This window comes from Mycobacterium sp., from assembly GCF_050701515.1.
GTDB lineage: Bacteria > Actinomycetota > Actinomycetes > Mycobacteriales > Mycobacteriaceae > Mycobacterium.
In genome coordinates, this window is sequence record NZ_JBOGDB010000048.1 from 1 (window position 1) to 12,174 (window position 12,174).

The 12,174-nt window shown below is 68.5% G+C and carries 13 protein-coding genes; 3 read left to right on the top strand and 10 right to left on the bottom strand.

Going from position 1 to position 12,174, the window contains the following annotated elements; all coding sequences use genetic code 11:
* On the bottom strand, window positions 1-733 hold a 733-nt coding region (locus tag ACRDU5_RS03805; protein WP_526612939.1), incomplete at its 3' end, for a hypothetical protein.
* 96 nt (window positions 734-829) lie between these two features.
* Here ACRDU5_RS03805 and ACRDU5_RS03810 point away from each other — a divergent pair.
* The gene (locus ACRDU5_RS03810; RefSeq protein WP_526612941.1) at window positions 830-2,119 is read left to right on the top strand and encodes a glycosyltransferase 87 family protein; all 1,290 of its coding nucleotides are present in this window, start codon (window positions 830-832) and stop codon (window positions 2,117-2,119) included.
* On the opposite strand, the gene ACRDU5_RS03815 is transcribed toward ACRDU5_RS03810, so the two are convergent.
* The 5 genes from ACRDU5_RS03815 to ACRDU5_RS03835 all read right to left on the bottom strand — a co-directional run bounded on the left by ACRDU5_RS03815 (window position 2,116) and on the right by ACRDU5_RS03835 (window position 5,455).
* On the bottom strand, window positions 2,116-2,847 hold the full coding sequence (locus ACRDU5_RS03815; protein WP_526612942.1) for a lysophospholipid acyltransferase family protein: 732 nt from the start codon (window positions 2,845-2,847) through the stop codon (window positions 2,116-2,118). The genes ACRDU5_RS03810 and ACRDU5_RS03815 overlap by 4 nt on opposite strands.
* A 50-nt stretch (window positions 2,848-2,897) precedes the next feature.
* Complete coding sequence (locus ACRDU5_RS03820; RefSeq protein WP_526612943.1) at window positions 2,898-3,251, bottom strand: hypothetical protein; 354 nt, start codon at window positions 3,249-3,251, stop codon at window positions 2,898-2,900.
* A gap of 67 nt (window positions 3,252-3,318) precedes the next feature.
* The gene (locus ACRDU5_RS03825) at window positions 3,319-4,593 is read right to left on the bottom strand and encodes an ArsA family ATPase (protein WP_526612955.1); all 1,275 of its coding nucleotides are present in this window, start codon (window positions 4,591-4,593) and stop codon (window positions 3,319-3,321) included.
* Window positions 4,586-5,026 (bottom strand): SRPBCC family protein, encoded by a 441-nt coding sequence (locus ACRDU5_RS03830; RefSeq protein WP_526612944.1) that lies wholly within the window; start codon window positions 5,024-5,026, stop codon window positions 4,586-4,588. The genes ACRDU5_RS03825 and ACRDU5_RS03830 overlap by 8 nt, the downstream gene beginning before the upstream one ends.
* 39 nt (window positions 5,027-5,065) lie before the next feature.
* Window positions 5,066-5,455 (bottom strand): polyketide cyclase / dehydrase and lipid transport, encoded by a 390-nt coding sequence (locus ACRDU5_RS03835; protein WP_526612945.1) that lies wholly within the window; start codon window positions 5,453-5,455, stop codon window positions 5,066-5,068.
* A 95-nt stretch (window positions 5,456-5,550) separates the two neighbouring features.
* Here ACRDU5_RS03835 and ACRDU5_RS03840 point away from each other — a divergent pair, with 95 nt between their 5' ends.
* Window positions 5,551-7,353 carry an AMP-dependent synthetase/ligase gene (locus ACRDU5_RS03840; RefSeq protein WP_526612947.1) on the top strand — a complete coding sequence of 601 codons (1,803 nt, stop codon included), beginning with the start codon at window positions 5,551-5,553 and terminating at the stop codon, window positions 7,351-7,353.
* Here ACRDU5_RS03840 and ACRDU5_RS03845 read toward each other — a convergent pair.
* From ACRDU5_RS03845 to ACRDU5_RS03860, 4 genes are all read right to left on the bottom strand, one after another.
* Complete coding sequence (locus ACRDU5_RS03845; RefSeq protein ID WP_526612948.1) at window positions 7,338-8,492, bottom strand: glycosyltransferase family 4 protein; 1,155 nt, start codon at window positions 8,490-8,492, stop codon at window positions 7,338-7,340. The genes ACRDU5_RS03840 and ACRDU5_RS03845 overlap by 16 nt on opposite strands.
* A 10-nt stretch (window positions 8,493-8,502) precedes the next feature.
* On the bottom strand, window positions 8,503-9,327 hold the full coding sequence (locus ACRDU5_RS03850) for a peptidase (RefSeq protein WP_526612949.1): 825 nt from the start codon (window positions 9,325-9,327) through the stop codon (window positions 8,503-8,505).
* On the bottom strand, window positions 9,296-10,429 hold the full coding sequence (ripC, locus tag ACRDU5_RS03855) for a peptidoglycan hydrolase RipC (RefSeq protein WP_526612951.1): 1,134 nt from the start codon (window positions 10,427-10,429) through the stop codon (window positions 9,296-9,298). Before ripC ends, ACRDU5_RS03850 begins: the two co-directional genes overlap by 32 nt.
* Window positions 10,430-10,585: 156 nt before the next feature.
* Entirely contained in the window at window positions 10,586-10,816 is a 231-nt protein-coding gene (locus ACRDU5_RS03860) for a hypothetical protein (protein WP_526612952.1), read from the bottom strand.
* A 101-nt stretch (window positions 10,817-10,917) separates the two neighbouring features.
* Between ACRDU5_RS03860 and ACRDU5_RS03865 the strand changes: the two genes are divergently transcribed.
* Window positions 10,918-12,174, top strand: a 1,257-nt coding sequence (locus ACRDU5_RS03865) for a DEDD exonuclease domain-containing protein (protein ID WP_526612954.1), incomplete at its 3' end; no start/stop codon positions are given.

The following is a 12,174-nucleotide window of genomic DNA, read 5'->3' on the forward strand; positions in this document are numbered from 1 at the left end:
CCTGGACCACTGGCCTGCGCAGCATGCGTTCCCGGACCAGGGCGCGGTGCATCTTGCGCGGCTTGTCGGTGTAGCGCCAGCGCGCCCACGGTGCATGCGGGCGAGAGAGCCGCAGCGCCCCGATGAACAGCAGCGGGGTGATGAACATCCCGACCAGGCCGGTCCATACCTTGCCCTTGAGCAGTACCACCACCGCGAGCGCCAAGGTCAGCACCGCGATCGCGATCACGCTGGCTCGCGCGGCCAGGGTGTGATCATCACGCCAGATCCCGATGTCGAAGAACGACAACGGGTTGAGGCCGAGCATCAGCAGTCCCGCCACCGCAACCGCGGCGAACACCGCATCGACCGATGTCCGCCCGTCCTCGGCCCAATACACATCCTGCAGGTGGAGGATCAATGCGAACTCGTCAAGAACCAGCGCCGCGCCGATACCGAAAAAGATTGAAGCCGCCGTGAATTCGGGTAGTCCCCCATTCACAGACAACGTCACCATCGCGACCCCGGAGACCATGACCAAGATCACGCCGATCACCACATGGTGGATGTGCAGCGTGCCGTGCCCGATATTTCGGGGCTGCCACCACTTGCGGGGCGCGTCGTCGTCGGCGTGGCTGCGGATGTACCGCACGATCGTGCGGGTGACGAAGAAAGTCAGGAGGAACGCAACCAGGCAGCAGAACAGCGGTAGCCGCTGCCGCGTCATGAAGTCCAGCTCCAGGGTCACATGCACGCAGAAAACTTACGCCGACCCCGGCGCTGACTTCTCGCTAACGGTCCCGGGATATCGTCCGACGCGCCGGTTGGCCCCGATAGTCTGTTTCCCGACATGAGTACTTGGCGGTCGCCCGGCGGGGCTGGTTGGTGGCCAACCATCGCGTGGCGGCTGTTTCAGCTGCTCACGCTGGTGGCTGTGGCCTGGGCAGGCTGGCGGTTGCTCGGTCACGCCCCGTACCGCATCGACATCGACGTCTACCGGATGGGCGGCCGGGCCTGGCTGGATGGCCGGCCGCTGTATGCCGACGGCGCCATGTTCACCACCCGTGCCGGGCTGGATCTGCCCTTCACGTACCCGCCGCTGGCCGCCGTCGCATTCGCGCCGTTCGCCTGGCTGCCGCTGTCGGTGGCCGGCGCCGCGATCACGCTGACCACGCTGGTGCTGTTGATCGCTTCGACGGTGATCGTGCTGACGCGGCTGGATGTCTGGCCCTCATCGTCTTCGACGGCGGTGACCGCCGAGCCCGCGTGGCTGCGGCGGTGCTGGCTGGCCACCGCGATCGTGGCGCCCGCGGTGATCTATCTCGAGCCGATCCGGGCCAACTTCGATTTCGGCCAGATCAACGTGGTGCTGATGACGCTCGTCATCGCCGACTGTGTGCCCCGTAGGACACCGTGGCCGCGCGGCACGCTGCTGGGCCTGGCGATCGCGCTCAAGCTCACCCCGGCGGTGTTCCTGCTGTACTTCGTGCTGCGGCGCGACACCCGTGCGCTGCTCGTCACGGCGGCCTCGGCCGTCGTGGGCACGCTGGCCGGCTTCGCGTTCGCATGGCGCGACTCCTTGGAGTACTGGACCGACACCGTCCGCAACACCGACCGGATCGGAACCGCGACGCTGAACACCAACCAGAACATCGCCGGCGCGCTGGCCCGGCTCGGCCTCGGCGAGGGCGAACGCTTTGTGGTGTGGACGCTGGCCTGCTTCGCGGTGCTCGCGGTGACCATCTGGGCAGCGCGCCGAGCCTTGCGCGCCGGCGAGCCGGTGCTGGCGCTGATCTGCGTGGCGATGTTCGGCCTGGTGGTGTCGCCGGTGTCGTGGTCGCATCACTGGGTGTGGGCGCTGCCGACGGTGCTGGTGACCGGGGTGCTGGCGTATCGGCATTCCCACCCGCTGCTCGGCGTGGTCACCGCGGCGGGGCTGGCGTTGATGGTGTGGTCGCCGATCACTCTGATGCCAGAGCACCGCGAGACGGCCGCATCGTTGTGGCGTCAGCTCGCTGGTGGGTCCTACGTGTGGTGGGCGCTGGCGGTGATCGTGGTCGCCGGGACGGTGTCGGCGCGTGCTGCCACGCGGCCGCAAGCGACGGTCAGCGACGCTGCGCCGGTACCCGCGACGAACTAGCCGGCGGCGGTGTCGGGTATCCGCGCCGCCGGCGTCAGGGCAGTGCCGGTGTCGGCGGTGCCCTCCTTGACGTCCGCGGCGTACAGGTCGACATATTCCTGGCCGGACAGCCGCATCAGCTCGTATATCACCTCGTCGACGACGGCCCGCTCGATGAACCGGTTGCCGGCCAGGCCCTCGAACCGGCTGAAGTCCATCGGCTTGCCGATCCTGACCGTCACCCGCCCGAACCGCCACATCTTGCTGCCCGGCGGGTTGACCACGTTGGTGCCGATCATCGCGACCGGAATGACCGGGACCCCGGTCTGCAGCGCCACCCTGGCCAGCCCGGTCTTGCCCTTGTAGAGCCGTCCGTCGGGCGAGCGGGTGCCCTCGGGATACATGCCCAGCAGCTTGCCCTCGTTCAGCATCCGCTCGGCGGTGTCCAGAGCGGCCTGGGCGGAGTCGGCGTCGGTGCGGTCGATGGGCACCTGGCCGGCCACGGTGAAGAACCAGCGTTTGAACCAGCCCTTCAGCCCGGTGCCTTCGAAGTACTCGGCCTTGGCCAGGAAGGTGATCCTGCGCCAGACCACCAGGGGCAGGTAGAAGCTGTCCGCGACCGCCAGATGATTACTCGCCAGGATGACCGCGCCGGAGTCCGGAACATATTCCAGCCCTTCGACTTTGGGGCGGGCCAGCAAAGACAGCAGGGGTCCGATGAAGATGTACTTGAACAGCCAATACCACATGGACCCTCCCGAATCGGGCGCACGGACGGTGCTACGGGACAACTTTACCGTTACTCGTCGACCGTCACCGGAATGTGCTGATACCTTCCCGGACCCGACGGCGGCGGTTCGTCGGGCGGGGGCTGCTCCGGTCCGGCCGAGGTTTCGATGTCTTCGACCATCGCGCGAACGACGGCGAGCAGCGCCACGCTGTGTTCGGCGATGACCGTCAGCAGCGGGTGCTGCTCGCCGTTCACCAGCGCAGCCAGCGCGCAGACCGGGCACCACACCTGCTGGCACTTGCCCTGGCCATCGGCGCCGCCGGCCAGGGCGGCCGCGGACCGCACCGCGGGATCCAGCCGGTCCAGGATGGCCTGCGCCAGCTGCCGCAGCTCGGGACCTATGTCGGGGTGGCCACCGCTCACGCGTCGGCTCCCGCTCGCTCCGGTCCTCGCTTCGCTGCGATCCTCACTCCCGCTCGCCGTCGGGCACTCACGCCGGCCACACCTCCGGATCGGGTCGAAAACGCACTGTCAGCTCACTGCCTTTGAGCTGGGCGTCCACCACGATGCACCGCCGCAGGACGGACGCCAGCCGAACCCGGCGCCGCATTCCACCGGCGCCGATGATCAAATCGTCGTCGACCCGGCCCAGGTTGAGTGCGCTCGAGTCGACCTGGGGCAACTCTAGCCGCATTCGATACACCGCATCCAATCCGGAGCCCGACTCGCGGTCGACCACCGGCCGCAGCGGCCCGGGCGGCGGCGACCCGTCGCGCCTGCGGGCGCACTCGAGCAGCTCGCCAAGGGCCTTTGGCCCGATCGGTTCCCCGGCCAGATGCGGCACCAGCACCAATTGCACGTCGCCGATGGTGGCGTCGAGTTCGTCGAGCACCGCCTGCTGTTCGGAGATCCGCTCGGCGTACCAGTAGAACGCGGGGTGCTCGGGCAGGTTGCGGTATTCGTACGAATCATCCTGAACCAGAATCTGATTGACGATCAATTCGTCGATGCGCACGCCCATCAGCGCCAGCGAGCCCAGCGTGCGGGCCGCCTCGGCTGCCACCACACGTTCGGCGGTCAGCACCAGATGTGCGCTCACCCAGTCTCCGTCGGTGAGCAGCGCGGTCAGCTGACCGGTGTTGGCGTCGACGCGTTCCAGCAATGCGATCACCGCCGCCGTGCTGGCGTCGTCGGCGCCGGAGCTCAGCCTGCGGTGCCGGGGCCAGGCCCGCTCCAGGTACAGGCCGAATGTCGGCGGCAGCGTCAGCATCCGCAACGCATCGGCGGTCGACGCGCAGTCCACCACGACGTGGTCCCACTCCCCCGACGTCGCCAGTTGGCCGACCTCGTACAGGCCGAGCACCTCCTGGATTCCAGGTAATGCCGAAAGCTCTTCTGGCGCAATCTCTCCCAGCTCAGATTCACCGAATCTGGCGGACAGTAGGCCGGCGACCTCGCGCCATCGCGACTCCAGCAGCGCCAGCGTGTCCATCGCCAGTGCGTCGAGGAAGCCGCCGGTTCCGGCATCACGCCCGAAATCGAGGTCGGCCAGCACCCGGGTGGGCTCGCGCGCACCGGTCGGTATCACCGGCGTGCCCAGCACGTCGCCAAGCGAGTGCGCCTGGTCGGTGGACACGATCAGCACCCGCAGGCCACTGCGCGCGTCACGCACCGCGGTGGCGGTCGCCAGCGTCGACTTACCCACCCCGCCCTTGCCAACAAAGAGACTGATCCGGGCGTGGGTCGGCGCGGGAGATTCACTCAGCCTCGACTCGTTTCTTGAGGTCCTTCAATGCGGTATCGGTCAGCCTGCGCTCCGCCTTGCGCTTCAGCAGGCCGATCATCGGGATGATCAGATCGACCGACAGTTCATAGGTGACGTCCGTGCCAGAGCCCTTGGGCGACAGGCGGTATTCCCCCTCAAGAGACTTCAGCAGCGAGCTTGACACCAAGGTCCACTTCACCGAGCCACGGTCTACCTGCTGCCAGTCGTAGGCCAGCACCATGGTGTCCTTGAGGACGGCGGCGTCCAGCACCAGTCGGGCCCTCTTCGGGTAGCCCCTGGGGTCGGCCTCGAGTACCTCGCACTCCTTGTACTCGTTGACCCATTGCGGGTAGGAGTTGATATCGGCGATGATGTCCATCACCGTCGAAGGATCCGCATCGATATAGATGGTCTGCGCCGTCTTGTCCGCCACGTGAAAAATCTACCTCCCCCCGCTGGGTCTGACCCAGCTTCAAACCGGCGGGGGCAGCCCCACCGGCCGCGACGCCTCCACCGTCGCCTTTACCTCGAACGCCATGTTCTTGCCAGCCACCCGGCGCCGATGGTTCAGCCTGGCCAGGTTCATCTTGGCCAGCTGCCACGCCGCGGCGCCGGCCGGCTCAGCGTGCAGAAAATAATGCAGGATCACCCCGTCCAGCGACGGTTCCAGCCACACCTCCATGGTGCCGGTCAGGGCACCATGGACGGTCCAGCGATGTCCCAGTGCGCCGCGGTCCTCGATGACCGTCAAACACAGGTCGGGCCACCAGCGTCGCCAGCTCGATGGGTCCGCGATGGCCTGGCCGACCGCTGCCGGGTCGGCCGCGACGAACGTCTGATCGGCGACTTGAATGCTGTTCATCGCCCATTAGCTTCACATATGTTGCCGCGGTCGCCGCTTTCGGCCGACTAGGCTGGGAACGGCAAAGCCGCTATCGCCTTCGAGAGGCCAAGACCGTGCCTGAGTTCAGTGTTCCCGCATCGTTCACCGTCGGCGAGCACGACAACATCGTCAGCTCCGTCTATTCGCACGAACGCGAAGACCCCGACCACGTAATTTTCCAGCGCCTCGTCGACGGCGCGTGGACGGACGTGACGGCGACACAGGCGGCAAGCCAGATCCGTTCGGCGGCACTGGGTTTGATCGCCGAGGGCGTCAAACCGGGTGACCGGGTTGCGCTGCTGTCGGCGACCCGCTACGAATGGCCGATCCTCGATTTCGCGATCCTGTCCGTGGGCGCGCTGACCGTTCCGATCTACGAAACCAACTCGGCGGAGCAAGTCCGCTTCGTGCTGGCCGATTCCGGCGCGGTGCTGGTATTTGCCGAGACCGACGCGCACGCCGACAAGATCGAGCAGCTGAAGGGTGAGCTACCCGATCTGCGCAAGGTCGTGCGTGTCGACGGGTCGGGGCCCGGCGCGCTGGACGCGCTGGCCGAGACCGGCAAGTCGGTCGACCCCGGCGAGCTGGATGCCAGGCTGGCCGGCATCAAGGCGGCCGATCCCGCCACGCTGATCTACACCTCGGGAACCACCGGCCGGCCCAAGGGCTGCCAGTTGACGCACTCCAATCTGGTGTATGAGATCCGCGGCGCCAAGGCATCCTTCCCCACGCTGCTGGACAAGGGTGAGCGTCTGTTGGTGTTCCTCCCGCTGGCACACGTGCTGGCCCGCGCGATCACCATTGCGGCGTTCGCCAACAAAGTCACCTTGGGCTTCACCAGCGACATCAAGAACCTGGTGGGAATGTTCGGGGTGTTCAAGCCGACGCTGGTGGTGTCGGTGCCGCGGGTGTTCGAGAAGGTGTACAACACCGCCGAGCAGAACGCCCGAAACGACGGCAAGGGCCGGATCTTCGAGATCGCGGCCAACACCGCGATCGACTGGAGCAAGGCACAAGAAAGCGGTGGGCCTGGGCTGCTGCTGCGGACCAAGCATGCGCTGTTCGACCGGCTGGTCTACGGAAAGCTGCGCGCCGCGCTGGGCGGGGACTGCCACGCCGCGATCTCCGGCGGCGCTCCGCTGGGCGCGCGGCTCGGCCACTTCTACCGCGGTGTCGGGCTGACCATCTACGAGGGCTACGGCCTGACCGAGACCAGCGCCGCCATCACCGCGAACCAGGTCGACGCCGTGAAGATCGGCTCGGTCGGAAAGCTGTTGGAAGGCAACAGCATGCGTATCAACGACGACGACGAGCTGATGGTGCGCGGCGGCGTGGTGTTCAGCGGATACTGGCACAACGAGGAGGAGACCAAGGCGGTCTTCTCCGACGGCTGGTTCCACACCGGCGATCTCGGCGCCATCGACGACGACGGGTTCCTCACCATCATCGGCCGCAAGAAGGAAATCATCGTCACCGCGGGCGGCAAGAACGTCGCCCCGGCGGTCCTCGAGGATCAGCTGCGCGCGCATCCGTTGATCAGCCAGGCGATGTGCGTCGGCGACGACAAGCCCTTCGTGGCCGCCCTGATCACCATCGACCCCGAGGCCTTCGAGGGCTGGAAGGAACGAAACGCCAAGGACGCCGACGCGTCGGTCGGTGACCTGGCAAACGACCCCGATCTGGTCGCCGAGATCGAACTGGCCGTGAAGGGCGCCAACGAGGCGGTGTCCAAGGCCGAGGCGATCCGCAAGTTCCGCATCCTGCCGGTCGACTTCACCGAGGACACCGGCGAGTTGACGCCGACGATGAAGGTTAAGCGCAAGGTGGTGGCGCAGAAGTTCGCCACCGACATCGACGCGCTCTACCGGACCGACTGAGGCCGCAGGAGTTCGCCCAGCCGGCCGGCGTGGGTGCGCCACTGCCAATTGTCGACGGCCCAGCGACGTCCGGCCGCACCCATCCGGGCGGCCCGGCCGGGGTCGTCGAGTACGTCGCCGACGGCAGTGGCTATTTCGCCGATGTCCCAGCCGTTCACGACGAGTCCCGTGACACCGTCGCGCACGGTTTCGGGCGCCCCACCCGACCGGCCGGCGACCACCGGCACCCCGCTCGCCGAGGCTTCCAGATAGACGATGCCGAGACCCTCGACATCCAGTCCGGCGCCCCGGGTGCGGCATGGCATCGCGAACACATCGGCCATCGCGTGGTGGGCCGGCAGCTCGTCGCCGGGCACCCCGCCGGTGAACACCACGTGCTCGGCCAATCCGGCCTGCCGTGCGAGCCGGTGCAGCGTCGCCAGGTACGGGCCGCCGCCGACGATGACCAACTTGGCGCCGTCGACACGTTCGCGGATGGTCGGCAGCGCCCTGATCAGCATGTCCTGGCCCTTGCGGGGTACCAGCCGGGACAGGCAGACGATGACGGGCGCCTCGCCCAGCCCGTAACCCGCCCGCAGTTCGGCACGGGCGGCCGGATCCGGGGCGAATCGGTCGGTGTCCACCCCCGGCGGCAGGTGTTCCAGCGCGGCGTGCGGGCCGAACGCCGACGCGAACCGGCGCCGGGTGTAGCGGCTGATGAACGTCACGATGTCGGTGCCGTCGCCGATGCGGCGCAGCGCGCTGCGCGCCACCGGCAACATCGACCAGCCCACCTCGTGGCCGTGCGTGCTGGCGATGACCCGGGCCGCTCCCGCGCTGCGGGCCCGGGGCGCCAGCAGTGCCAGCGGCGCCGCCGCGCCGAACCACACCGACTCGATGTCATGGCGGGCGATGAGCCGGCGCATCCGGCCATCCACGGCCGGGCCGGGCAGCATCAGCGTGGTCGGGTGGCGCACCACGTGGTAACCGGAGCCACGAGCTTGCTCATCGAATTCTTCGCAGCCGTTCCACTTCGGCGCGTACACCGTCAGCGCGTGAGCACCGGTGGCCACCAACTGGCCGACGAGTTCGTGCAGGTACGACTGGATTCCGCCACGCCGGGGCGGAAAGTCGTTGGTAACCAGCAGGACCCGGGTCATCGCGGTCAGGCTAGCCCCACATCCACTGCCGCCACCCGGCCAGCACCTCCGGCACCCCGGCACCGAGGGTGTCGGACACCGCCGTGGCGACGTCGGGATGGCCCGGGCCGCAGGCCCGTTCATACAGGCGGCGCAGCGTCGCGGTCCCGTACCGGTCGGCAACGAAGCGAGTGAACCACCAGGCCCGGTCGTAGGCCAGCGTGCGCGCCGTTCCGGCGGTGTCGAGGTCGGCGTCGGTGGGAATTTGCGCCAGGGTGGCGGCCCGCGCGGGTCCCGGCCGCGGCGCCTCGGGCCTGGCCACGAAGTCGGCGACGCCCTCGGTCAGCCAGCGGGGCGCGTCGAGCGCGGTGTCCGCCCGGGCCGCGAAATGGAAAAGCTCGTGGCGCAGCACAATTCGCAGCGCGTCGTCGCTCATGGCGGCCGCGCCGGGGGCGAACACGATGCGCTGCCGGGCGGTCGCGGCGGCGATGTCGGACCCGCCACCGGCCAGCGCCCGAAACTGCTCGTCGGAGGTGGTGGCCACGACGACGATGTCGCGGGGCCAGTCGGCGCCCCAGAAGGCCGTCACGGCGCGGGCGGCCCCGTCCAGCTGGGCGGAAATCCGGGCCAGCAGCGGTTCGGTTCGCGGGCCGCCCAGGCTGAGCAGCTCGACCGCGCGGCCATCGGCAAGCGTGACGCTGCGCGGCGCCAGAGAAGACCCTGCGGGCGTGGTCACGGGAGTGGCCGGTGGTGCGGTCGGCCTGCCGACCAGCGTGAGCGCGACGATCAGTTCAGCGATCAGCAGCAGGCCGAGCAGCGGACGACTAGTACCGACGGACGTTGTAGATCGGCGCATTGTCCACCGGGACCACTCGCACCGGCGTGCCATAGGTGGACGCGTGCACCATCATCCCGTCGCCGATGTAGATGCCGGCGTGTGACGCGTCGGAGTAGTGCGTGACGACGTCACCCGGCTGCATCTGCGACATGTCCACGGCCTGGCCGCCGCGGGCCAACGCCTGGCTGGAGTGCGGCAACGAAATGCCGGCCTGCTGGAAGGACCACATCACCAGGCCCGAGCAATCGAACGCATCGGGCCCGGACCCGCCCCACGAATATGGCGAACCGACCCGGGTGAGTGCGGCCTGGACGGCTACCACTCCCTGGCCGCCGGGTGCGCCCGGGACGACGGCGCCCTCGGGCGCGGCCAGGTCGCCCGGTGGGATGCCGCCGGGCGGGGCGGCCAGGATCGCGGGGTCCTGACCGGGGGCGGGCGGCACGGCCACCGGCGGCGTCGGCGGAACGGCCGCCAGGGCTTCCCGCTGGTCCGGGGACAGGGCCAGATACTGGGACTTGACGACGGCGATCTGCACGTGCAGCTGGCTTTGCTTGTTTTGCAGGTCCGCGCGCACCGCGGCGGCCTGCTCGGCGGCGGTCTTGGCCTCGGCCGCCGACTTGGCGGAGGCCTCCTGGGCGCGGGCGGCCTGCTCGCTGATGCTGCGGAAGCTGCGCATCTGGGCCGACATCTCGGCGGCCATCACCCGCTGCACCGAGAGTTGGTCGATCAGGCGCTGTGGCGAATCGGCGGTCAGCATCGCGTCCATGCCGTCGGTTCTGCCACCCATGTACTGCGCGGCAGCAAATTTATCGACCGCGGATTGGAAATTTGCTAACTGCGAATTCGATGTTTCCGCAGCCGCCAGGTCAGCCCCATGTTTTGTGTCGGCGGCCTGCTGCGTGGCCAGCTTATTGTCCAGATCAAGCTGTGCCGAATGCATCGCTTCGGTGGCCCGCTCGGCTTGCCGCGAGAGCTCATTGAGTTTTGCCAGCGCATCGTCAGCAGGGTCCGCCTGCACATTTCCGGCGAGGAGGCCTCCGAATACCGTCAATGCCGCTATCGCACCGATGAGGGGTCGCCGAAGTCCGCGCATGGTCCGGTGCGTACAGTCGAGCCTCAAGATTTTGCGTCCTTAAACTGCCGTTGACGAGCCGCCTCGAACTGCCTTAGGTCTCAGACAGGTTACGAAATGGCATCAGCCTTGTCCAAACAAGAGACGCAAATTTAACAGCCTCTCAGAGTTTTTCGGCCGCTTCGGCCCTCCGGTGGCGTGTCGCTACGCCACCACCCCGGAATCACCGCGGCGGTGAATGGGCACCAGCCGCAGCCGCGGCGCCAACCCGACCTCGGCGAGCACCTCCAGGGCGGCCCGTTCGTCTTCCAGTAGCGTTTCCGGTACGCCCAGCAACACGCTCACGACACAGTCCTTGCACCCAGGACCGCGCACGGCGCAGTCATCGCAATCGATCACCACCGCTCCCGTGTCGGGCTCGTCGGCGTTGTCCATGTAACCGTCCTTCCGATCGGTGTTAGCCGCACGGTATCCCCAGCCACCGACATCCAGCGTGGCAACGGCCAGCTGTCGGTCCGGTTCCCTACCGTCGGCCCATGGGACAGCTCAGCTTCGCCGACATCCCCGACATTCAAGCGGCGGCTGACGTCTCGCTGCGCGACACCACGTTCGTCGTGGTGGACCTGGAGACCACCGGCGGCCGGGCCACCGGGGAACTGGAGCACTGCGACGCCATCACCGAGATCGGCGCGGTCAAGGTGCGCGGCGGCACGGTGCTGGGCGAACTTGCCACGCTGGTCGATCCCGGCCGCAGCATTCCGCCGCAGATCGTTGCGCTGACCGGGATCACCTCCGCCATGGTCTGCAACGCGCCGACCATCGAGACCGTGCTGCCGGCGTTTCTCGAATTCGCCCGCGGCGCCGTGCTGGTCGCCCACAACGCCGGCTTCGACATCGGTTTCTTGCGCGCCGCCGCCGAGCGCTGTCAGATCGCCTGGCCACGGCCGCCGGTGCTGTGCACCGTGCGACTGGCCCGCCGGGTGCTCACCCGCGACGAAGCCCCGAGCGTGCGGCTGTCCGCGCTGGCCCGGCTGTTCGGCGCGAGCACCACCCCCACGCACCGGGCGCTCGACGACGCGCGGGCCACCGTCGACGTGCTGCACGCGCTGATCGAGCGGGTCGGTAACCAGGGCGTGCGCACCTACACCGACCTGCGCTCCTATCTGCCCGACGTGACCCCGGAGCAGCGCCGCAAACGTGTCCTGGCCGCGGGCCTGCCGCACCGGCCCGGCGTCTACCTGTTCCGGGGACCGGCCGGCGAGGTGCTGTACGTCGGCACCGCCGTGAATCTGCGACGCCGCGTCAACCAGTACTTCAACGGGACCGACCCGCGGGCGCGCATCAAGGAGATGGTCGCGCTGACCACCGCGGTCGACCACGTCGAGTGCGCGCACGACCTGGAGGCCGGTGTGCGCGAACTGCGGCTGCTGGCCGCACACGCGCCGCCGTACAACCGCCGGTCCAGATTTCCGCACCGCTGGTGGTGGATCGCGTTGACCGACGAGGCCTTTCCGCGGTTCTCCGCGGTGCGAGCACCGCAGTTAGGCACAGCGGTGCGTCCGTCGTCAGGCACAGCGGTGCGTCCGTCCAAATTCGAATGCGCCGTCGGGCCGTTCCGGTCGCGTGCCGAGGCCGTCGAGACGGCCGCGCTGCTGGCGCGTTTCACCGGGGTGCGCACCTGCACCACGCGGCTGGCGCGTGCGGCGCGCCACGGCCCCGCCTGCCCGGAACGCGAACTGTCGCCGTGCCCGGCGGCACGCGACATCCCGGCCGCCGGGTACGCGGAGGCGCCG